The sequence below is a fragment of the Streptomyces sp. NEAU-YJ-81 genome, assembly GCF_017592595.1.
In the GTDB taxonomy this organism is placed as follows: domain Bacteria; phylum Actinomycetota; class Actinomycetes; order Streptomycetales; family Streptomycetaceae; genus Streptomyces; species Streptomyces hygroscopicus_B.
The window spans coordinates 291037-312601 of sequence record NZ_JAGFNO010000009.1 but is presented as its reverse complement, the minus strand read 5'-3'; the positions used below and the strand labels follow the sequence as shown (position 1 = coordinate 312601).

Annotated in this window: 16 protein-coding genes; 11 read left to right on the top strand and 5 right to left on the bottom strand. The window is 72.0% G+C overall.

Annotated elements, in window-relative coordinates:
* Nucleotides 1-770 precede the first annotated feature (770 nt).
* Nucleotides 771-1670: a protein phosphatase 2C domain-containing protein gene (locus J5X86_RS52500; protein WP_308124686.1), complete on the top strand. Its 900-nt coding sequence runs from the start codon at nt 771-773 to the stop codon at nt 1668-1670.
* An 89-nt stretch (nt 1671-1759) separates the two neighbouring features.
* Complete coding sequence (locus tag J5X86_RS22395; RefSeq protein ID WP_208518508.1) at nt 1760-3502, top strand: pyruvate dehydrogenase; 1743 nt, start codon at nt 1760-1762, stop codon at nt 3500-3502.
* Nucleotides 3503-3525: 23 nt separating this feature from the next.
* On the opposite strand, the gene J5X86_RS22390 is transcribed toward J5X86_RS22395, so the two are convergent.
* Nucleotides 3526-4851, bottom strand: a complete 1326-nt coding sequence (locus J5X86_RS22390) for a tetratricopeptide repeat protein (protein ID WP_308124685.1) — start codon at nt 4849-4851, stop codon at nt 3526-3528.
* A 327-nt stretch (nt 4852-5178) separates the two neighbouring features.
* Here J5X86_RS22390 and J5X86_RS22385 point away from each other — a divergent pair, with 327 nt between their 5' ends.
* From J5X86_RS22385 to J5X86_RS22365, 5 genes are all read left to right on the top strand, one after another.
* Nucleotides 5179-5673 (top strand): RpiB/LacA/LacB family sugar-phosphate isomerase, encoded by a 495-nt coding sequence (locus tag J5X86_RS22385; RefSeq protein ID WP_208518507.1) that lies wholly within the window; start codon nt 5179-5181, stop codon nt 5671-5673.
* Between the two features lie 19 nt (nt 5674-5692).
* Nucleotides 5693-6901, top strand: coding sequence for a DegT/DnrJ/EryC1/StrS family aminotransferase (locus J5X86_RS22380; RefSeq protein WP_208518506.1), 1209 nt, complete (start codon nt 5693-5695; stop codon nt 6899-6901).
* A gap of 12 nt (nt 6902-6913) precedes the next feature.
* Entirely contained in the window at nt 6914-8713 is a 1800-nt protein-coding gene (locus tag J5X86_RS22375) for a radical SAM protein (protein WP_208518505.1), read from the top strand.
* A complete protein-coding gene (locus tag J5X86_RS22370; RefSeq protein WP_208518504.1) occupies nt 8710-9504 on the top strand; it encodes a nucleoside phosphorylase in 795 nt (264 codons plus the stop codon). Before J5X86_RS22375 ends, J5X86_RS22370 begins: the two co-directional genes overlap by 4 nt.
* Before the next feature lie 77 nt (nt 9505-9581).
* The gene (locus J5X86_RS22365) at nt 9582-10466 is read left to right on the top strand and encodes a glycosyltransferase family 2 protein (protein ID WP_208518503.1); all 885 of its coding nucleotides are present in this window, start codon (nt 9582-9584) and stop codon (nt 10464-10466) included.
* 22 nt (nt 10467-10488) lie between these two features.
* On the opposite strand, the gene J5X86_RS22360 is transcribed toward J5X86_RS22365, so the two are convergent.
* Complete coding sequence (locus J5X86_RS22360) at nt 10489-13650, bottom strand: glycoside hydrolase family 38 C-terminal domain-containing protein (RefSeq protein ID WP_208518502.1); 3162 nt, start codon at nt 13648-13650, stop codon at nt 10489-10491.
* A 250-nt stretch (nt 13651-13900) separates the two neighbouring features.
* Here J5X86_RS22360 and J5X86_RS22355 point away from each other — a divergent pair, with 250 nt between their 5' ends.
* Complete coding sequence (locus J5X86_RS22355; protein ID WP_107439166.1) at nt 13901-14317, top strand: ATP-binding protein; 417 nt, start codon at nt 13901-13903, stop codon at nt 14315-14317.
* A gap of 132 nt (nt 14318-14449) precedes the next feature.
* On the opposite strand, the gene J5X86_RS22350 is transcribed toward J5X86_RS22355, so the two are convergent.
* Nucleotides 14450-15607 (bottom strand): DUF2637 domain-containing protein, encoded by a 1158-nt coding sequence (locus J5X86_RS22350; protein ID WP_208518501.1) that lies wholly within the window; start codon nt 15605-15607, stop codon nt 14450-14452.
* Between the two features lie 372 nt (nt 15608-15979).
* Between J5X86_RS22350 and J5X86_RS22345 the strand changes: the two genes are divergently transcribed.
* Nucleotides 15980-16642, top strand: coding sequence for a GntR family transcriptional regulator (locus J5X86_RS22345; RefSeq protein ID WP_243981095.1), 663 nt, complete (start codon nt 15980-15982; stop codon nt 16640-16642).
* 103 nt (nt 16643-16745) lie between these two features.
* On the opposite strand, the gene J5X86_RS22340 is transcribed toward J5X86_RS22345, so the two are convergent.
* Nucleotides 16746-17627 (bottom strand): hypothetical protein, encoded by an 882-nt coding sequence (locus J5X86_RS22340; RefSeq protein ID WP_208518500.1) that lies wholly within the window; start codon nt 17625-17627, stop codon nt 16746-16748.
* Between the two features lie 120 nt (nt 17628-17747).
* On the bottom strand, nt 17748-19556 hold the full coding sequence (locus tag J5X86_RS22335) for a PucR family transcriptional regulator ligand-binding domain-containing protein (RefSeq protein ID WP_208518499.1): 1809 nt from the start codon (nt 19554-19556) through the stop codon (nt 17748-17750).
* A gap of 234 nt (nt 19557-19790) precedes the next feature.
* Here J5X86_RS22335 and J5X86_RS22330 point away from each other — a divergent pair, with 234 nt between their 5' ends.
* Both J5X86_RS22330 and J5X86_RS52930 read left to right on the top strand, forming a co-directional pair.
* Nucleotides 19791-20681, top strand: a complete 891-nt coding sequence (locus J5X86_RS22330) for a xanthine dehydrogenase family protein subunit M (RefSeq protein WP_208518498.1) — start codon at nt 19791-19793, stop codon at nt 20679-20681.
* Nucleotides 20672-21565: a 2Fe-2S iron-sulfur cluster-binding protein gene (locus J5X86_RS52930; protein WP_374229280.1), complete on the top strand. Its 894-nt coding sequence runs from the start codon at nt 20672-20674 to the stop codon at nt 21563-21565. Before J5X86_RS22330 ends, J5X86_RS52930 begins: the two co-directional genes overlap by 10 nt.

The window sequence follows — 21565 nt, the reverse complement described above, 5'->3', positions numbered from 1 at the left end:
GGCGATCTCCCGCCGACGAGGAGCCCGGTGCCGCATCGCCTTTCCGGGAAGGGGCGGGGCCTGGCCCCGCGCGCGGGGACGACGCGGGCTCCGGAGCGGCCCCGCCCTCTCGGGGCGGCCCGGGTTCCGGTGACGCAACGCAGGGTGGCAACGCGGGTTCCGGTGCGGTGCCGGGGCGTACGGGCTCGGGTGCCGCTTGGGGTGGCGAGGGCTCGGGTGCGGCATGGGGCGGCGCGGGTTCGGGGTCCGCGCAGGGCGACGAGGGCCCCGGCGCCGCATTGCCCTCCCAGGGCCGTGCTGGGTCCGGTGCAGCAGAGGGCCGCGCGGGAGCCGGTGACCCACAGGGTGACGCGGGTTCAGGGGGCGTACCGGGACGCACCGGTTCAGGGGACGGACCCGGACGCGCGGGCCCGGGGAAGGTACCCGACCGCACGGGCTCAGGGAGCGCACCCGGACGCTCCGGCCCCGGAGCCGCACCCGGCCGCATCGGTTCAGGGGACGCGGCCGGACGCTCCGGTCCGGGGAGTGCACCCGGACGTGCGGGGGCTTCCGTCCCGCCGCCGCCATCGCCGCCATCGCCGCCTCCACCGCCTGCACGTGGCGCCCGGGCGTCCGTTCCGCCCCGGCCCGACATTCACCCCGACCCCTCCCGGCCCTGGCGGTCCGCGGCGGCGTCGTACGTCGGCGACGAGCCGCCCACGTACGAGGCCGAGCCGACCACGCTTCCCGTCGTCGACCCCGAGGAGCTCCGGGACCTGGTCCCCGACACCGTGCTGGAGGGCGCCCGCTACGGCACGCTGACGCTCCGGGCGGCCTCGCTGCGCGGCGACTCGGCCCGTTACCGGGGCGAGCCGCGGCGGGACGCGCTGCTCGCGGTGCGGTTCGGGATCGGGGACAGCGCCCTCGTCCTGGTGGCCATGGCGAGCGGGCAGCCCGCGGCGCCGGGGGCGCACCGGGTGGCACGCGAGCTGTGCGAGTGGATCGCCGCGGCGGTCGGCCGCAATCAGGCCCGGCTGACGGAGGACATCCACACCGCCAACCGCGGCGCCCTCAGCTCCGGGCTGCACCGGCTCACCGACCGTGCCTACGGGCGGCTGCGCGCCGGCGCGACCGTACGCGGCCTCGCTCCCGCCGACCACACCGCGTCGGTGCGCTGTCTGCTGCTTCCGGCGCATCCGGCCTGCCGTACCCGGGTGTTCTTCGGCGTCGGCGACGGCGGGCTGTTCCGGCTGCGGGACGGCGTCTGGCAGGACCTGGAACCGGCCGGGGGCGAGCGGGACACCGTGGACGGCCCCGTCCTCGGCTACGGCAGCGGTCGCCCCACCGCCCAGCAACCGCCCCAACCGCCCCTCCCGCCCCAACCGCCTTATGCGCAGGCCGATCCCTCATCCGCCAACCCCAGCCCCGAGCCCGACCCCAACCCCAACCCCGATCCCGCCCACGAACCCTTCCGTTTCCGCGCCTCCGTCGCCCGACCGGGCGACACCCTTCTGGTGTGCAGCGCGGGCCTCGCCGAACCCCTGCGCGGCGAGGCAGCCCTCGCCGACCGCTTGGCCGAACGCTGGGACACCGCGGAGGCGCCGGGCCTCGCCGCGTTCCTCGCCGACGCCCAGACCGGGGTGAAGGGTTACGCCGACGACCGTACGGCGGCCGCCGTCTGGGAGGCGTAAGCGCGCCGTCCATGGGTTGATGGACGAAAGGTGACCGGACGAGCGTCACCGATCCCGCCGACCCGGGACGAAAGGGATGAGGGCGTGCGATGGCCAAGCAGACCGTGGCGGAGCAATACGTGGACATCCTGGTGCGCGCCGGCGTGCGGCGGATGTACGGGGTGGTCGGCGACAGCCTCAACCCCGTGGTGGACGCGATCCGCCGCAACGCCGCGATCGAGTGGATCCAGGTGCGGCACGAGGAGACCGCCGCCTTCGCCGCCGGTGCCGAGGCGCAGCTCACCGGGTCCCTCGCCGCCTGCGCGGGCTCCTGCGGCCCCGGGCATGTCCATCTGCTCAACGGGCTCTACGACGCCCACCGCTCCATGGCCCCGGTCATCGCCCTCGCCTCGCACATCCCCAGCAGCGAGATCGGCACCAGCTACTTCCAGGAGACCCACCCCGAGCGGCTGTTCCAGGAGTGCAGCCACTACTGCGAGATGATCTCCAACCCCCAGCAGATGCCGCGTGTGCTGCAGACCGCCGTCCAGCACGCGATCGGCCGCAGCGGGGTCAGCGTGGTCGCCCTCCCCGGCGACATCGCCGCCCGCCCGGCGCCCGAGCGCGCCGAGGAGCACGCCCTGGTGACCTCCCGGCCCACCGTTCGCCCGGGCGACGCGGAGATCGACCGGCTGGCCCGTATGGTCAACGAGGCGGAGCGGGTGACGCTCTTCTGCGGCCGGGGCTGCGCCGGGGCGCATGACGAGGTGATGGCCTTCGCCGAGCTGGTGAAGGCTCCGGTGGGGCACGCCCTGCGCGGCAAGGAATGGATCCAGTACGACAATCCGTACGACGTCGGCATGAGCGGTCTGCTCGGCTACGGCGCGGCGTACGAGGCCACCCACGAATGCGATCTGCTGATCCTGCTGGGCACCGACTTCCCGTACGGCGCCTTCCTGCCCGACGATGTGCGGACCGTGCAGGTGGACGTCCGCGCCGAACATCTGGGCCGCCGCTCCAAGCTGGACCTGGCCGTCTGGGGCGATGTCCGCGAGACGCTGAGCTGTCTGACGCCGAAGGTGCGCCCGAAGACCGACCGCCGCTTCCTGGACCGCATGCTGAAGAAGCACGCCGACGCGCTGGACGGCGTGGTCAAGGCGTACACCCGCAGGGTGGACAAGCACATCCCGATCCACCCGGAGTACGTGGCCTCGGTGCTGGACGAGGAGGCCGCCGACGACGCGATCTTCACCGTGGACACGGGGATGTGCAATGTGTGGGCGGCGCGCTATCTGTCCCCCAACGGCCGCCGCCGGGTGATCGGCTCCTTCACCCATGGCTCGATGGCCAACGCGCTGCCGCAGGCGATCGGCGCCCAGTTCCTGGACCGCCGCCGCCAGGTGGTCTCGATGTCCGGCGACGGCGGATTCACCATGCTGATGGGCGACTTCCTCACCCTCGTCCAGTACGACCTGCCGGTGAAGGTGATCCTCTTCAACAACTCCGCGCTGGGCATGGTCGAGTTGGAGATGCTGGTCTCGGGCCTGCCCGCGCACGGCACCGGCTACCGCAACCCCGACTTCGCCCAGATCGCCCGCGCCGCCGGGGCGTACGGCGAGCGGGTGGAGAAGCCCAAACACCTGCGGTCCGCGCTGCGCGCCGCACTGCGCCACAAGGGGCCCGCGCTCCTGGACATCGTCACGGACCCCAACGCGCTGTCCATCCCGCCCAAGATCAAGGCGGAGATGGTGACCGGCTTCGCGCTCTCGGCCAGCAAGATGGTGCTGGAAGGGGGCGTCGGCAGGATGGTCCAGATGGCCCGCTCGAACCTCCGCAACGTGCCGCGCCCGTGACGCACACCAGGCTCCGGAGGCTGTCAGGTCTCGAGCGCTGGGAGGAGCGGCTCCGCCCGTCGCCGGATTTCCTCCGCCTCCGGGACGTGCCGGTAGCGCTCCAGGCGGGCGCACATGTCCTGTGCGGCTTCGCTGACCTTGACCGACCGGATCCCGTCCGCGCAGTCCAGGAATACCGTCCAGGTGGACAAGGCGGCGTCGAGATCGCCTTGCCGAAGGTGGACCTGCCCAAGGTCGGCCAGGACGATCGCACGGCTGCGGCGGCGATCGAGCCCGTGGATTTCCAGGGACTGGTGCAGGTGATCGGTCCCGCCGTCGAGGTCACCGAGCCGGGCGAGGATCATGCCGGAGTGGTGGGCCCAGCGGCCGATGCTGAAATGTGAGGCCCACGACTCGCCGGGCGGTACACCCGGGGTCTTCTCGATCGCGGTCTGGGAAGCCGCGAGCGCCCTGACAGCCAAGCGGCGGTCGCCGTCCAGCGCGGCGGCTTCCGCCAGAGTGGTCTGGTAGTACGACACCGCGCGCGGGTCGTCCAGCGACTTGGCCTGCTCGACGCACGTTTCTGACAGGCGCAGGGCCACGGCCCCGAACTTCGGGCCGAGACCGATGGCTTGTACGGCCAACCCGCGGAGGGCGGTCGCTGACAGCTCTGGGTCGCCGGCCTCGGCCGCGAGCGCATAGGCGTGTGCGTAGTAACGCTGGGCTGCGCCCTGGTTTCCTTCGTCCTGGGCCATCCATCCGGCCAGGTGCACGAGCTGTGAGGTCGCGGCGAACAGAGCCCGGCCGGTTGGCTCCGTGTAGGTGCCGTTCAGCCATGGGCCGACGTCTTCTGTCAGGTAGCGCACGGCCAGATGCCGGGCATGGCCGCCGCCGAGCTCGGCCGCCGTGTCGCCCAGAGCCTTGGTCACCTGCCGGACCGCGGTGACTTCGCCACTGCCGACCCGCACGCCACCCGCGCGGTTGATCCGGCGTGTGATGCTCTCCGGGTCCGGGAGGTTCAGAGCGCCCAGGGCGTATGCGCTCGTAGCGGCCAGGAAGTTCCGCCGAAACACGTCGCTCCTTCCCAACTCGATGACTGACGCCACGGTATCCGTGCGTACCTGGCCAGTACCGGCACATTCGGCGGTCTGCAGCAAGTCTGCGTCCAGATCGAGTACTTGAACAATGTACGGCCACCAGTAGGTCGGTCGCCGTTGGCCGGCGATCCATCGCCGCACCGACTGCCGGTCGAGACCCGTTGAGCCCCGCTCCTCGGCGATCCCTAACTCACGAGCGAGTTTGGCCGGGCCCCACCCGCGCATCCGGCACGCCTCGCGGATCAGTTCGCCAATCTCCAGTGCGCCGAGCACTACGCCCTCCCTGGCCCCCTGATGCGGCCTGCCTGGCCTACACCGGCCTACACCTGGCCTACAGCCTGGCACCTCCTCGCGCTGTGTATCTGCTCGTTTACTGAACATCACCAAAATGATGACAAGGCGTCAGAAGGGTCGGTGACCGCTCCTTGCCTGGAAGACACCGCGCCGACGTGCGCTCACGCCCCGGAGTCGCCGTGGCCGTCCTCGGATTGCTCGGCCTCACGCCACCGGCCGTAATCCTCGCTCCTCAGACGGTCGTCACCGCCGTTCGGCCGCCTGCGGCGGTTACGCCCGACACGCCAGACCCAAGGGAAGCCCACCATGAGTGATGCGACCGTGCCGCCCCGTCTCCGCGTCGTCATCGGCGCCGACAAGGCCGGCCATCCGTATATGAGCGTCCTCGCCAACGACCTGCGCGAAAACGCACTTGTTGCATCTGTCATCGACACCAGTAGGGACCGCCCCGACGCCGCAACCTACCCGGACATCGCCCGCGCGGCGGCGCAACTGGTGGCCGACGGCAGCGCCGACCGGGCGCTCCTGGTGTGCCATACCGGCCTGGGTATGGCCATCGCCGCGAACAAGGTTCCGGGCATTCGGGCTGTCACCGCCCACGATTCGCTGTCCGTGCGGGCCTCCGTGGAGTCCAACAACGCCCAGGTCCTCGCTCTCGGTCAGGGCGTCATCGGCCTCGCGGCCGCGCGCCGACTGGTGGCCGCATGGCTGACCTATCGGTTCGCGGCCACCTCCACGGCCGCCGCGAAGGTCGACGCGATCACCGTGTATGAGAACCGCACCCGCCGCCATCTGCTCTGACGACCGAGAGACGCAACGAATGCCCACCAATCCCACCACCGTCCCCCGTTCCACTGCCGCCTTGCGTTGGCCGGTCGAGCCGGCCATGGGTGGTTGGTACACGGCCGCCGAGCGCATGGCCGTCGAGTTCGTGTTCGACGATGCCGCCGACTGGCGCATGGGGTGGAAGTCCGCCCCGTACACCCAGCGCTTCGAGGACGCCTTCAGCGCCCATACCGGCGCCGACCACGCCGTGGCGTTCAACTCCGGCGGCACCGCGCTGGAAATGGTCTTGCACTACCTTGATCTCGAGCCTGGGGATGAGGTGATCTCTTGCGCTATCAACTTCGTCGGCCCGCATATCGCTGTCATCGGCCAGGGCGGGCGCCTGGTCCTCGCTGAGCCCGACCCGATCACTCTCAACCTGGACCCGGCCGATACCGAACGCGTCATCACGTCACAGACGCGGGCGATTGTGGTCACGCACTGGAACGGCGCCGCCGCTGACCTGCGGCCCTTCCTGGATCTCGCCGACCGGCATCCTCACCCGGTCCATGGGCCGCCGGTCGTGATCGTGGATGCGGCGCGCGCCTGTGGCGGCCGTACCCCGTCGGGCGCGGTCGTGGGCGCCGAGGGCTGGGCCACGGTCTTCAGCTTCGAGTCGAAGAAGTTGATGACCACCTTGGGTCAGGGCGGCATGGTCACCACCAACGACCCCGCGCTGGCCGAGCGGCTGCGCTGGCTCCGCACCTACGGCGGGCGGGAGCACTGGGGCACCAACCAGATGATGACCAAGGCCCAGGCTGCGGTGGGCCTGGTCCAGCTCTCCCGACTGGACGAGATGAATTACGCACGTATCCGCCGCGCCCACCAGCGCACCCGGCACCTGGCCGACGTCGAGGAGCTGACTCTGCCCCCGACCCTCAACGGACGCACGCACCTGTACTACCGGCACAACCTGCTCGTGCCCGACGCCTGGGCCGGTGAGGGCCGCGACCTGCTCATGAACGCCCTGGCCGACCGGTACGGGATCGGCAGCGTCATCAGCGATCCGCCGACCTACCTCGGACACCGCCTCATCAGCGAGCACATCGGCGCACAGCGCTGCCCCCGCGCGGAACAGCTCGCGGCCCGGCTGCTGTGCCCTTGCCTGCACCCTCGCATGAGCGAAGCCGACGAGACGGCCATCTGCGACGCCATCCGCCAGGCGACTGTGCACACCGCCCGCGCCCACGGCGCATCCCACTGAGAGGAGAGCTCCATGACACTGCTGAGCAAGGAGATCGACGCCATCCATGAGGGTGAAACGCAACTGTCCGGCCCGTACCCGCCCAAGAACCCGCACGAGCTGTTGCGGATGGTGTTCCTCTTCCCCTTCAGCCACGCCTACAGCCTGATGTGCGGCGGTCCGATGGGCCTGTACGACCTGGTCAATCGCAGCCCGGGCATCCCCGCCGTGGCCGAGCGCGCCCCCCAATACGACTGCCTCGTCCGTGACGGGAACCGGCTCACCACGCCCGACGGCGAGCCGTACCGCAGCATCGAATCCCCGCTGCCGGTCAGCGAAGCCGACGTGGTGGGCCTGTCCATGGTCAACTCCGGAGATCTCCACAGTGCCCTGCGCCTGCTGGACCTGGCAGGGATCCCCCGCCGCGCAGTGGAGCGGATCCCCGGCGTGCACCCCCTCGTCGTCGGCGGCAACATTGGCCTGGCGAACCCTGAGCCGATGGCCGACTTCGTTGATGTCATCGCGCTCGGCGAAGCCGAGCGCTCCCTGCCCGCACTGCTGCGCATCGTCCACGCCCATGACAGCAAGCCGACTGAGCGGGCAGGTCTGCTGGAGCAGCTCGCCCGCGTCCCTGGCCTGTACGTGCCGTCCCTGTACGAGCCCTCATTCCTGCCCGGTGGCGGCATCAGCGGCATCACCCCCAGGACACCGGCAGTCCCGGGACGCGTGCAAAGGCAGTACCTCACTCTCGCGGAGCTGCACAACGCGCACTTCACCTACCCGATCACCGACGGCACCGCCGCGGGGATTCATCCGGTTGTCGGCTGCCGACACAGCTGCGCGTTCTGCAACCTCGGCATTCCCCCGTTTCGGCAGGCCCCGCTCGGCATGCTCACCGACTACATTGACCGGCTCGAGCAGCTCAAGGTCCGAACGATCATCATCAGTGCTCCGACCTTCACCCAGTACAAGCACCGCCGTGAATTGCTGGAGCACATCCGCGCCTACGCCGACCGCGCCGCCGCCGAGGGGGACAAGGTCACCACGATCATCGGCTCCATCCGGGCCGACGAGATCAGCGCCGACTACCTGGACGCCGTGACCGAACTCGGCGACTTCGGACACCTGTTCACCGAGCTGAACCTCTCCCAAGCGCGCGGCATCATCACCATCGCACCCGAGTGGGCCGCCCCCGACCTCGTGGCCCTCTATGGCAAGACGCAGACACCCGAACGCGTCGACAAGGCCATCGAGCTGTGCAGCGCCAACCGGAGCATCAACACGGTCATGCTGTATTTCATCATCGGGGCTCCTGGCGAACGCGAAGACGACCGGCTCGCTGTTGCCGACTACGCCCACCGCATTCGTCGGCTCCTCGGCCGCCCCGACGGCACCGTGATCGTCAAGCTGCACCAGTTCATGCCCAAGCCAGGCACACCGACCCAGCGTCTGCGTATGACCGACCCTGACGCCGTGAAGGCATACGGCGACCAGATCAGCGACCGACTGCGCACTCTGGTCGGGAACGAGGACTTCGAGCGGTACTACCGGGTGGTGTACGGCGAGACCAGCCGCATGCGCCTGGAAGTCGTCTGCTCGCGTGGGGACCGCCGCGTCGGCCACGTCCTCGAAGACCTCTACGACGCAGGCACTGACCTGAAGACCCTCACCAAAGCCCAGCTCACCGAGGCCATGACCCGCCACGGCCTCGACTACGACCGGCACCTGCGGCACATGGACGACGCCGTGCTCCCCTGGCAGCTCCTCGACCACGTCGACCGCCAGGCCGAACGACTGCTCACCAACGTCCTCACGACCAGGGAAGCCCAGTGAGCCCGACAGCCTTCCCGCTCCATCCTGGCAAGCACGAGCTTCCGGCCGTGCTGGATCCGGCCGAGCACGCCGCCCGCGTGCGGGCCCGGCACCCCGGCGCCACACTCAAGCACTTTGTCGGCATCGTCATCGTCTACCAGACCCAGGTCATGGAGTACGCGCACAAGCGCTACCGCCCCCGCCCGCTCAACCGGTGGATCCGCGGCGACCTTCGCATGTTCGACCACCACGGCCACACGTTCGGGCTCTGTGGCGGTTTCGGCGTCGGCGCCCCGGCTGCCGCCCTCATCCTCGAACAACTCATCACACTCGGCGCCACCCGCTTCGTCACCGTCGGCACCGCTGCCGCGCTCAGTCCCGACTTACTGCCGGGGACTCTCGTGGTCTGCCGGGAAGCCCTCCGCGACGAGGGCGTGTCCCGCCACTACCTCCCTCCGACGGCTTCCATCCGGCCCTCGTCGAGCCTCACCGACCACCTGGTCCGCACGATTCGCACCCCGGCCCGCAGCGGACCGACATGGACCACCGACGCCCCCTACCGGGAGACGGAAGCCGAAGTCGCCCAATACGGTGCCTTGGGGGTGCTTACCGCCGACATGGAAGCCGCCGCCGTCTTCGCCGTTGCCGCGTACCGTGCGGTCCACGCGGCGGCCGTCTTCGCCGTCGCGGACACGCTCGTCAACCGGCGCCCCCACGACACGCAGGCCACTCAAGGAGCCCTCCGCGCCGCTCTCCCAGCAGCCTTCACCGCCCTACTCGCCGCGTCCACGGCACCGCGCCGGGCACAGTAGGCTACGCGAGCAGACAGTGACGACATGATGACGGTCACCTGAATAGGAGGTGACCCGTATGCAGTGAGGACCCTTCTGTGACCGCTGGTGCCCCGCGCCCCAAGGTCGGCGCGGTGGTGCTGACCATGAACGACCGGCCCGAGGAGTTCCCTCGGGCCATGGCCTCCCTGCTGGCCCAGCAGGGCGTCGATCTCGACGTGGTGGTCGTCGGCAACGGCTGCCGCCCTGCCCAGGTCCCCGCCGGGGTGCGCACCGTCGAACTGCTGGAGAACGTCGGGATCCCCGAGGGCCGCAACGTCGGCGCCGCCGCAGTCACCGACGACCGCGACTACCTGTTCTTCTTCGACAACGACGCGGTCCTCCCGTCCACCGACGCGCTGGCCCGGCTCGCCGCCGAACTCGACCGCGACGCCCGGATCGCGTACGTACAGCCCCGCATCACCGACCCCGACAACGGCGTCACCCAGCGCCGCTGGGTGCCCCGATTGCGGGCCTCCGACCCCGCTCGGCCCGGCACAGTGACCGTCATGGCCGAAGGCGTCGTCCTCATCCGACGCTCCGCCTTCCAGACCGCCGGGGGATGGCCCGGCCACTTCTTCCTCTTCCATGAAGGCATCGACCTGGCCTGGCGACTGTGGAACCGCGGCTACACCGGCCGGTACCTGCCTGCCGTCACCGTCCACCACCCGGCGACCAACCCGGCCCGCCATGCCACCTTCTACCGGCTCAACGCCCGCAACCGTGTCTGGCTCGCCCGGCGGAACCTCCCCCGCGTCCTCATTCCCCTGAACCTGACCACCTGGCTTGCCTTGACCCTGTGGCGATTCCGGGACCGCGCAGCCCTGCGCGCCTCCCTGAGTGGGTTACGCGAAGGGCTGCGCGGTGGCCACGGCACCCGGGCGCCCATGAGCTGGCGGACGGTCGCCGAGCTGACTCGCTCCGGACGACCGCCCGTCGTGTAGCCGTCAGGCCACCGCTCCTTTCTCAGCCGCTCACCGGCCGCAGCCGCAGCGTGAGGATCTGGTGCGGGCGCAGGGCCAGGGTCAGCCCGCCCGGGCCCGTGGCCGCCTCGTGCAGCGGACGCTCCAGCAGATCCGTCACATCCGCCCCGAGCACCGGGAAGCCGGTGACCAGCGTGCCCGCCGCCCGGCCGCCGTGGGACTCGTACAGCCGCACCACCACATCCCCGCTGCGGTCCTCGGCGAGCTTGACCGACTCGACCGTGATCGCGGGGTTGTCCACCGACACCAGCGGCGCCCGCTCGGCCGGTCCGGCGGGCAGGGCGCGCAGCGGCAGGTTGAGGGCGAGCCCCTCGGAGACCGCCTCGGCGACGCCCGCGCCCGGCAGCAGGGCGTAGCGGAAGCGGTGGACGCCCAGGTCGGTCTCCGGGTCGGGGCTGTGCGGGGCGCGCAGCAGGGTGAGCCGCACGGTGGTGCCCAGTACCTCGCCGTCGTCCGTGTCGTGCGCCGTACGGGTCACATCGTGGCCGTACGTGGAGTCGTTGAGCACCGCCGCCCCGTAGCCGGGCTCGGCGACCCGCAGCCAGCGGTGCGCGCAGATCTCGAACCGGGCCGCGTCCCAACTGGTGTTGGTGTGGGTGGCGCGGTCCACATGGCCGAACTGGATCTCCGCGGTGGACACCTGGGCGTGGATGTCCAGCGGGAACGCCGCCTTGAGGACCTTCTCGGACTCCTGCCAGTCCACCTCCGTGGCGATGTCGAGGCGCCGGTCGCCCGCGGCCAGCGTCAGTTCCTGGGTGATGCGCGAGGCGCCGAAGGACCGTATGACCCGGACCGTGGCGCGCAGCGGACCGGACTCGATCAGCTCGACGGACTCGGCGTCGGTCAGATCGGTGTGGCTGCGGCGGTAGTGCCGGTCGATGTCCCAGGCGTCCCAGTGGTTGGGGTGGTCGGGGTGGAGCTGGAGGAGGTTGCCGCGGGCGCCGGGGGCCAGCACCTCACGGCTCGCGTCCAGGTCCAGCACCGAGGTGAGCAGCCCCTCGGCGTCGATGGTCACCCGCAGCCGGTCGTTGTCGAGGACGATGGACTGACCGTCGCTCAGCGCGGTCACCGGCGGTGCCCCATGGGGTGCGCCGGTGGTGGTGGCCGCCGCCTGCGGGGCGGCGCCCAGCGGTGCCGCGCCCAGCCCGGCGACCCGCACCGCGACCGCCGTACGGCCGTCGCCCAGCGGCTGGACCGGGGCCCCGGACGGCAGGGCGGCCGCCGTCTCCGCGTCCAGGACGGCGATCTCCTCGCGCTCGTACGGCGAGGCGTTGAGCACGGCGGGCCCGTCACCGCCCAGCGCCGCAACCGCCTCCGCGACGATCCCCGCCAGCTCGGCGCGCACCTGCTCATAGCTGTCCCGCGCCTCGCGGTGCACCCAGGCGATCGACGAGCCGGGCAGGATGTCGTGGAACTGGTGCAGCAGCACCGTCTTCCAGATCCGGTCCAGGTCGTCGTACGGATAGGCGTAGCCGGGCGCGTGCAGCGCGGCGGCCGTGGCCCACAGCTCGGCCTCCCGCAGCAGATGCTCACTGCGCCGGTTGCCCTGCTTGGTCTTGGCCTGGGTGGTGTACGTGGCCCGGTGCAGCTCCAGATACAGCTCGCCCGACCACACCGGCGCCTTGGCCCCGTACTCCCGCTCGGCCTCCGTGAAGAACGCCGAAGGTGGCTGGATCTCGACGGTCGGCGAGCCCTCCAGGGAGGCGAGCCGCCGCGCCTTTTCCATCATCTCGCGGGTCGGGCCGCCACCGCCGTCGCCGAAGCCGAAGGGCACCAGCGAGCGGGTCGCCAGCCCCTTGTCGGCGAAGTTCCGCTCGGCGTGGGCGAGTTCGGAGGCGCTGAACTGGGCGTTGTAGGTGTCCACCGGCGGGAAGTGGGTGAAGACCCGGGTGCCGTCGATGCCCTCCCACCAGAAGGTGTGGTGCGGCATCTTGTTGACCTGGTTCCACGACAGCTTCTGGGTGAGGAACCACTTCACTCCCGCCAGCTTGGCGAGCTGCGGGAAGGCGGCCGTGTAGCCGAAGGAGTCCGGCAGCCAGATCTCCTCGGTGTCCACCCCCAGCTCCTCCAGGAAGAACCGCTTGCCGTGCACGATCTGCCGGGCCAGCGCCTCGCCGCCGGGCATATTGGCGTCCGACTCGACCCACATCGAGCCCACCGGCGCCCAGGTGCCGTCCGCCACCGCCTTCTTGATCCGCTCCCAGATATGCGGCTGATGCTCCTTGACCCAGGCGTACTGCTGCGCCTGTGAGCAGGCGAAGACCAGCTCCGGGTACTCGCCCGCGAGCGCGGTGACATTGGCGAAGGTGCGGGACGCCTTGCGCACCGTCTCGCGCAGCGGCCACAGCCACGCCGAGTCGATATGGGCGTGCCCGGCGGCCGAGACCCGGTGCGCGCTGGAGTGCGCGGGACGGCTGAGCGCGTCGGTCAGCTCGGCGCGGGCGGCGGCCGCGGTGCCGGGGACATCGTGCAGATCGAGCGCGTCCAGCGCGTTCTCCAGGGCGCGCAGGATCTCATGGCGGCGCGGCCGGTCCGCCGGCAGCTCGCCCATCAGCTCCGACAGCACCTCGATGTCCAGGATCAGATGCCAGACGGTCTCGTCGAGGACCGCCAGCTCCGCCGAGGCGAAGCGGTACAGCGGCTCGTCCCCGGCGGTCAGCACATCGCCGAGCCGGGTCGGGATGAAGCCGTCGCGCAGCACGGACGGGTTGGCGGCGGCCTCCAGCAGCAGCCGTACGGGCTCGCCGCCGGCCGCGGGGGCCGCGACCGGGATATGGCGGTTACGCGGATGGATGCCCTTGATCGGCACGCCCTCCGCGTCGTACACCAGCCCCTCGGCCTGGAACCCCGGGGCGTCGTCGGTGAAGCCCGGGTCGATGACGGCCTCCACCCGCCGCCCCGCCCACTCCTGGGGCACGCTGCCCTCCAGCCGGAACCACCAGGTCGACCACGGACTGCCCCAGTCCGTGCCGGTGGTGAACGGCTCGTACGTGCCGGCCAGCGCCTCCGCGACCGGCACCGGCTCACCGGGGGTGCGCCACGCGGAGAGGGTCAGCGGCACCCGGGCCGTGTACTGGGCGGGCCTGATGAACTGGCGCAGCGCGCGGTCCAGGCGGCCCTCCACCAATGGTCGGTCGTCGTGCATCACGGCTCCTCGGCTCGAGCTCGGTGGATCACTCAGCGGATCACTCCCAGCATTTCCCTCGGTGTGTGGATGGCAACACCCGGGCATGCATTTCCGTGAGCGTGTTCGACGACATTCGACGCTGGCCGCCGCCTCGGGGCGGCCGGGGCGGGGGAGGATGAAGCGTCAGCCTGTACGGCCGGGCCGGATGCCCGGGCACGGTCGGCCGGATGCGAGGCCGAAGGCCGCGGAGGCTGCGGAGGCTGTTCCGGTGGAGCGTGGCCCGGTCCTGACCAAACGATTGGCGCACGACGACCTGGCGGTGGTGGCGCAGGTCCGCGCGGAGCTGCGCGAGCTGCTGCGGCACTGGGGCGGGCCCGGCCGGGCCGACCTCGCCGAGCTGCTCACCAGCGAGCTGGTGACCAACGCACTGGTGCACACCGGCCATGGCGCACAGATCACGGCCTCGCTGGGGGACGGGCCGGGCGCGCGCGTCACCGGACGATTACGGGTGGAGGTGCGGGATTTCGTGTCCCGGCACCCGACGCTGCGCGACCGGCCCGCGGAGGACAGCACATCCGGGCGCGGACTGCTGCTGGTGCATACGCTCGCGGACGCCTGGGGCGTGCGGGCGCACGGGGTGGGCAAGGTCTTGTGGTTCGAACTCGAAGCGGAAGGCGTTCCGTAGCCGCGCTCCACGGCGGGTGGCCCGTTGGGCGGGCGCCGTGTTGGGGACGTGCGACGCGTGGCGCGTAGGCCGTGTGGTTACGGAGCCGCCGCGCGGCGGGCGGGGACACCTGTCCCCGCCCCGGCCGCCCGCTCAGCCGAAGGCGCGCTCGATCTGCGCCAGCTTCTCCTCAAGGGAGTCCAGCCGCGGGATCGTGAGCGTGTCGTCCTCGGCCGTGAGGTCGATGGTGTGGGGACGGTCGGCCTCGGAGTCCTTGTCCTTCTCACCGAAGCCGAAGCTGAAATCCCGGTCGCGATCCCGGTTCCGGTCGCGGTCCAGGTCGCCGAGCCCGGCCTCGGCGCCACCCGCGGACCGCAGGGCGGGCCGGGCGGAGGCCGCGGAGAGCTGACCCTGGTCCGGGGCCCCGGCGGTCTCCAGCACCTTCTCGCCTATGGCAGGCTCCGAACTGAGCTGCGCGGGCTGCGCGGCGGCGGTGACCTCCACCTGACGGCCGCCACGACGGCCCCACATCCGGTGCTGCCGGTTGATCGCCCGGATCCGGGCCCGGTCCAGCTTCTCCTGATCGCGCCGGCGGGTGCGGTTGTTCTCCTTCTCGCGCCGGTCCTCGCGGACCTCCTCGACCGCCTCGTCCAGCGTCCGCACGCCCTCGAGCAGCATCAGCGACCATGCGGCGAAGGTCTCGCGCGGAGCACGCAGCCAGCGGACGACGCGGATCTGCGGCAGCGGCCGCGGCACCAGGCCCTGCTCGCGCAGCGCCGCCCGGCGGGTCTGCTTCAGGGCCCGGTCGAAGAGGACCGCCGCCGAGAGCGACATGCCCGCGAAGAACTGCGGGGCGCCCGCGTGGCCCATGCCGCGCGGCGCGTGCACCCAGTTGAACCAGGCCGCCGCACCCGCGAACAGCCACACCAGCATCCGCGAGCCGAGCGCCGCGTCACCGTGGCTGGCCTCCCGCACCGCCAGCACCGAGCAGAACATCGCCGCGCCGTCGAGACCGAACGGCACCAGGTACTCCCAGCCGTTGGTCAGCGCGAGGTTCTCCCGCCCGAAGCCCACCAGGCCCTGGAAGGAGAGCGCTGCGGCCACCCCGGCGCAGCAGAACAGCAGGATATAGGCGGCCATCCCGTAGATGGCCTCCTTACGGCGCCGACGCTCTTCGCTGCGCTCCCAGGAGTCGGTGATGACGCTCTCGTCCTTCTTCCGTCGGCCGCGCGCGAGGACAACCGCCGCCCCCACGACGCCGGCGAGCGCCACGACGACTGGCAGAACCAGCGATATGTCGGTCAGTCTCATCCGGTGCCCCTTGATTGGCTTCCATGAAGTTCTGGCCGCAGTGCGGCCTACCGCGCGCGACATCCTGGCGGAGTCCTGCCGGGCCTCGAGCGGTTTTGGGACAAGAGGCCGCCAAGTAGGCGGGGGGACACGCGAATAGGTGCGATGCGATCCGAACACTCGCGCTGTGCAAGCGGCTTGATTCTATTCACGGAACCCGATCGCGGGTAATCCGACCGATCGGCTTGCCGTCGGCGTACGGTCCGTGTACGCGGCGTAACGTTACTGCGACCTTAAATGATGTTTACGGGCTTTGCCCGGGAGCGGCCTCCGCATATCGTTCGATGGGATGTCAGGAGGACCGGAGTGGAGCAGTCCGAAGCACAGGTGGCGATGGAGCCGCCGCCCTCCTGCGGCGCGCCCGCGGCACGCAGGTCTCCGCGCCGCCACTCGGTGCGCGGCCAGATCCTGGACGCCCTGCGGGAGGCGCTGGCCGGCGGTGAGCTGATCCCGGGCGAGGTGTACTCGGCCCCGGTCCTCGCCGAGCGCTTCGGCGTCTCTCCCACCCCCGTACGGGAGGCCATGCAGCAGCTCGCGGGCGAGGGCGCCGTCGAGGTGGTGCCGAACCGGGGCTTCCGGGTCTCCCGCCGCAGCGAGCGCGATCTGGCCGAGCTCGCCGAGGTGCGGGCGCTGCTGGAGGTCCCGGTGATGCTCAGCCTGGCGGAGGCGATCGCGCCCGAGCGCTGGGCCGGGCTGCGGCCCTTCGCGGAGGCGACGGCGGCTGCCGCCATGACGGGCGACCGCGCCGCCTATCTGGAGTCGGACCGCACCTTCCACCAGACCGTGCTCGGGTTGGCCGGAAACCAGCAGCTCGTGATCGTCGCCGACGACCTGCACCGCCGTGCCCAGTGGCCCCTGGCCTGCGGCCGGGCGACCCGCACCGCCGACCTCGTCGCCGACGCGGAGGAGCATATGGCCCTCCTCGACGCCCTGGCCGCCCGCGACCTCGACACGGTCGAATCCCTCACCCGCGCCCACTTCGTCCCGACGGTCTGAGGGCTGTGGGAGCGTAGGCCCCCACACCCCGGCCCGTGGCCACCGTTGCCTTCGCGCCGGGCCGCCCGCCCCAGGGCGCATGCCCCGGGGCGGCCGGTGCGGATCAGTCGGTGGTGTCCGCCGGGGTGAGCTGTTCCGCGAGCCAGACGGGGACGCCGCCCAGGAGGCGGACCAGGCGGGCCGCTTCGGTGCGCAGGCGGGTGGCCTCGTCGGGGTCGGGTTCGACATCGGCCAGGGCGGCCAGGGCCGGGGCGATGCCGACCAGATAGCCCAGCTCCTCACGGATCCGCAGCGACTCGGCGAAGCCGTGGCGCGCTTCCGCCAGATCGCCGTCCGCCTCCGCCATGGCGGCCAGATGGCGCCAGGTGAACGAGCGCAGCAGGGTGTCGCCGTGGGCCGCCGCTCCCGCGTGGGCGCGCTGGAAGGCGGCCAGGGCGCCGGTCGGGTTGTGGGCGAGGTGCTGGGAGATCAGCCCGCGCCGGAAGTCCAGCAACGGCCGGATCGGGGAGCCCGGTGAGAGCAGCGCGGCGGCGCGGCCGAGTGCGGTCCGCGCCTCGTCGGCCCGGTCCCGCACCCCGACCAGCGTGGACGCGTACGCCAGATAGCCGCGTTCGCACGCGGTCGCGCCCCGCTCGGTGTCGGTGAGCGCGAGCGCCTCCGCCGTCCGCAGGGCGTCATCGGCCGCGTCCCAGCCCGCGGAGGTGTACATGCACCGTTCGATCAGGACGGCGCTGCGCTTGAGCGCGGCGGCGGCGTCGTCCACCGCATGCGGGGTGAGCAGTTCGGCGGCGTCTTTCCAGCAGCCGCGCGAACGCAGCCGCCACACCGCCGTGTCGAGTGGGTCGTCCACGAGCGGGTCGAACCCGCGCCCCGCCTGTACCTCGGAATGAGGATCGGACGATCCAGGTGGTGACATGGCGGTGTCCGCCACATTGCCCTCCCCAAGCGCGCCATCGAGCCGGAAGCTGTGGGCGAATCTCAGCATGAATGCGCGCGCCCGGCCAAGAGGTTGGTGTGAATCAATTCACAAACCCCTGGCAAGAGTGATGGCGCGTTGTCACGCGCCCGGGCGTGTCCCCGGGCCACGGCCACGCCCCGCCGGGCGTCAGCTCATGCGCAGCGCCAGGAAGAAGTCCAGCTTGTCCTCCAGGCGTGACAGCTCGCGCCCGGTCAGCTGCTCGATCCGGCCGATCCGGTAGCGCAGCGTGTTGACGTGCAGATGCAGCCGGGAGGCGCAGCGCGTCCAGGAGCCGTCGCAGTCCAGGAACGCCTCCAGGGTCGGGATCAGCTCGGCCCGGTGGCGCCGGTCGTACTCGCGCAGCGGGTCCAGCAGCCGGGCGGTGAAGGCGCGCCGCACATCGTCCGGGACGAAGGGGAGCAGCAGTACGTGCGAGGCCAGCTCCTGGTGCCCGGCCGCGCAGACCCGCCCGGGGCGTGCGGCGGCGACGCGCCGGGCGTGCCGGGCCTCCTCCAGGGCGCCGCGCAGCCCGTCGGCGGAGTGGACGGCGGCGCTGACGCCGAGGGTCAGCCGACCGTCGCCGTCCAGACCGCGGGAGAGCGGCTCCCGGACGGCGGTGAGCAGCGCGTCGGCCTGCAGCCCCTCCGTGGCGTGGTCCATGCCGCCGCCCTCCGACGGGCCGTCGGTGAGCGCCGGGAGGGGGACGAGTGCCACCGCCTCGTCCCCGGTGTGGGCCACGGCGATCCGGTCCGACAGCTCCGGCCCGGGCGCGGCCGGATCGACCAGGATCTCCTCCAGCAGCGACTGGGCGGCCCGGGCGCCGAGGACGGCCCCGCCCTCACGCGTGAAGCCGTCTCGCGTGGCGCCGTCCCGCATGGAGCCGTCCCGCATGGAGCCCTCTCGCGCGGTGCCCTCGCGCGCCCCGCCGTCCGCGCCGTGCTCCGCCTCCGCCGTGACGCCCCACTCCACCCGGGCCACCACCACCTGCCAGTGCGGCGCCGTGCCGAGCCCCGGCACCAGCACCGGGGCGGCCACCCGCAGCCGGGCCGCGATCTCGGCGGGGGGCGCGCCCGTCTGGACCAGCTCCAGCACCTCCTGGGCGAGCCTGCGCCGCACGGTGCGCGACGCGTTCCGCCGGTCGCGCTCGACCGCGATCAGCTGGGTGACCCCATAGAGCAGATCCAGCCGTTCCTCCGGCCATTCGTCGGCGTCCGCGCCGACCACCAGCAGCCAGTCGGAAAGCACGGTTTCGCGCACCGCCTCGCCCGTGTCACCGCTGCGGATGGGGAAGAGGGAGTACGTCATGCCGTCCGCGGCGGTCATCCGGTGCGGGCCGCGCCGCCCGTGGCGCCGGGCGGCCAGATGCTCGCCCGCAAGCTGGGCGCGAACCGCCGCGGGCGGCTCCGCTGCCGCTCCGGCGGCGGTGGGTCCGGCGATCCGGCGGCCGGTGGGGGAGAGCACCCACGCGGTCAGGTCCAGGTCCGAGCGGAGCAGGTCAAGGGCCACCTCGGGGCCGCCGCCCGCGGGCCCGGACGTCATCAGCCGGCGGTGCCGGTCGACGACCGCCGCCAGATCCCCGGCCCGCTCACCGGAGACCTGGCGCACCACATGCTCGGTGATCGTGGCGAACGCGACGTCCTCGACCACGGAGAACAGCGGCAGCCCATGCCGTCCGCAGGCCAGCACCAGATCCTCGGGCACGGCACCCAGCTCCGCCTCGCCCGCCGCCAGCCCCGCCACCCCGGCCGCCGCGAGGATGCGGACGAACCGCTCGGAGTCCTCCGGCTCACGCCGCCACGCGAGCCCGGTCAGCACGAGTTCACCGCCCGAGAGATAGCGGCTGGGGTCGCGCAGATCGGTGGTCATGACGCCGCGTACGGTACGGTCCAGCTCGCTCTCGCCACCGAGTAGGCGCAGGCCCAGGGTGTCGTTCTCCAGCAGTGCGCGCAGCCGCATGGGATGCCAGCCGATCTTGTTCCGTGTTGCCGGTCGAATACCGCGAGGTTTCGGGGCCCCGCCGTTCGTTCGAATCTACAAGACCCGCCCCCTGGCCAGCCAATTGCTTCATGTCTTCGGTGACTGCACCATGTGGCCCACACCTCGGTCTACTGGCGTTGAGTCGCGTGCAGAGTTCTGGGAGGGGGCTCCCGCCTGCCGACGGCGACGCCGACGATTCGAGAAGAGAGACCCATGGACTTCCTGCGCCCCGCCGGCTGGGAGGAGGCGCTCGCCGCGAAGGCCGAGCACCCCACCGCCGTGCCCATCGCGGGCGGCACCGATGTGATGGTCGAGATCAACTTCGATCACCGGCGGCCCGAGTATCTGCTCGACCTGACCCGCGTCGCCGAACTGGCCGAGTGGGAGGCCACCGACCGTACGGTCCGGCTGGGCGCGGGCGTCCCCTACACCCGGATCATCGAGGAGCTCCGGACCGAGCTGCCGGGGCTGGCGCTCGCCGCGCACACCGTCGGCTCACCGCAGATCCGCAACCGCGGCACCGTCGGCGGCAACCTCGGCGCCGCCTCGCCCGCCGGGGACGCGCATCCCGCGCTGCTGGCGGCCGGGGCCGAGGTGGAGGCGGCCTCGGTGCGCGGCACCCGGCACATCCCCGTCGAGGAGTTCTTCACCGGGGTCAAGCGCCATGCCCTGGAGCCCGATGAGCTGATCCGGGCGGTGCACATCCAGAAGGCGGACGGTCCGCAGCAGTTCTCCAAGGTCGGCACCCGGAACGCCATGGTGATCGCGGTCTGCGCCTTCGCCGTCGCGCTCCATCCGCGCACCCGCACCGTGCGCACCGGCATCGGATCGGCCGCGCCCACGCCCGTACGGGCCCATGAGGCCGAGGAGTTCCTGGGCGCGGCGCTCGAGGAGGGCGGCTTCTGGGACAGCGGCGAGCCCCTCGACCCGTCGATGGCCCGGCGGTTCGCCGAGCTGTGCGCCGGGGCGTGCCGCCCGATCGACGACGTACGCGGCAGCGCCGCCTACCGCCGTCACGCGGTGGGGGTCATGGCGCGCCGCACGCTCGGCTGGACCTGGGAGGCGTATCGCGAGGGAGACGGGAGGGCCGCACAGTGCGTGTGAACATCACGGTCAACGGGCGGCCGTACGAGGCCGATGACGTCTGGGAGGGCGAGTCCCTGCTGTACGTGCTGCGCGAGCGGATGGGGCTTCCCGGTTCGAAGAACGCCTGTGAGCAGGGCGAATGCGGTTCCTGCACGGTCCGCCTCGACGGGGTGCCGGTATGTGCCTGTCTGGTGGCGGCGGGGCAGGCCGAGGGCCGCGAAGTGGTCACCGTCGAGGGACTCGCGGACCACGCCCGGCAGCGGTCGGCGCATGCCGCCGAGGCGGCTGGAGCCGTCTGCCCCGGTGAGCCCGAGGCGGGTCACCCGGGGGCGCCGGGGACGACCCGCCCCGCGAAGCCCGAGGTCGGCCGCGCCGGTGAGCCCGATGCGGCCCGCCGCGCGGGGCCTGATGCGGGTCGTCCCGTGGGGCCTGATGTGACACGTCCCGCGGAGCCCGAGGTCGGTCGCCCCGTGGGGCCCGAGGTCGGTCGCCCCGTGGGGCCCGAGGCCGTCCGCCCCGTGGGGCCCGAGGCCGTCCGCCCCGCGAAGCCCGAGACGGGCCGCGCCGGCGAGCCCGATGCGGCCCGCCGCGCGGGGCCTGATGCGGGCCACCCCGTAGAGCCTGGGGCCGTCCGTCCCAGGCGGCCCGAGCCATCCCGCCCCGGGCAGGTCGCCCCGCTGGCCCCCGTTCAGCAGGCGTTCATCGACGCCGGCGCCGTCCAGTGCGGCTTCTGCACCCCCGGCCTGCTCGTGGCCGCCGATGAGCTGCTGGAGCGCACCCCCGACCCCTCCGACGCCGATATCCGCGAGGCGCTCTCCGGCAACCTCTGCCGCTGCACCGGCTACGAGAAGATCCTCGACGCGGTCCGGCTCGCGGCCGCCCGCACCGGGAAGGCGGTCTGA

Excerpts from the sequence above, each read along its gene's own strand:
- J5X86_RS22395 (WP_208518508.1), top strand. The coding sequence starts at position 1,760 with ATGGCCAAGCAGACCGTGGCGGAGCAATACGTGGACATCCTGGTGCGC.
- J5X86_RS22385 (WP_208518507.1), top strand. The coding sequence starts at position 5,179 with ATGAGTGATGCGACCGTGCCGCCCCGTCTCCGCGTCGTCATCGGCGCC.
- J5X86_RS22380 (WP_208518506.1), top strand. The coding sequence starts at position 5,693 with ATGCCCACCAATCCCACCACCGTCCCCCGTTCCACTGCCGCCTTGCGT.
- J5X86_RS22375 (WP_208518505.1), top strand. The coding sequence starts at position 6,914 with ATGACACTGCTGAGCAAGGAGATCGACGCCATCCATGAGGGTGAAACG.
- J5X86_RS22360 (WP_208518502.1), bottom strand. The coding sequence starts at position 13,650 with ATGCACGACGACCGACCATTGGTGGAGGGCCGCCTGGACCGCGCGCTG.
- J5X86_RS22350 (WP_208518501.1), bottom strand. The coding sequence starts at position 15,607 with ATGAGACTGACCGACATATCGCTGGTTCTGCCAGTCGTCGTGGCGCTC.
- J5X86_RS22345 (WP_243981095.1), top strand. The coding sequence starts at position 15,980 with ATGGAGCCGCCGCCCTCCTGCGGCGCGCCCGCGGCACGCAGGTCTCCG.
- J5X86_RS22340 (WP_208518500.1), bottom strand. The coding sequence starts at position 17,627 with ATGCTGAGATTCGCCCACAGCTTCCGGCTCGATGGCGCGCTTGGGGAG.
- J5X86_RS22335 (WP_208518499.1), bottom strand. The coding sequence starts at position 19,556 with ATGCGGCTGCGCGCACTGCTGGAGAACGACACCCTGGGCCTGCGCCTA.
- J5X86_RS22330 (WP_208518498.1), top strand. The coding sequence starts at position 19,791 with ATGGACTTCCTGCGCCCCGCCGGCTGGGAGGAGGCGCTCGCCGCGAAG.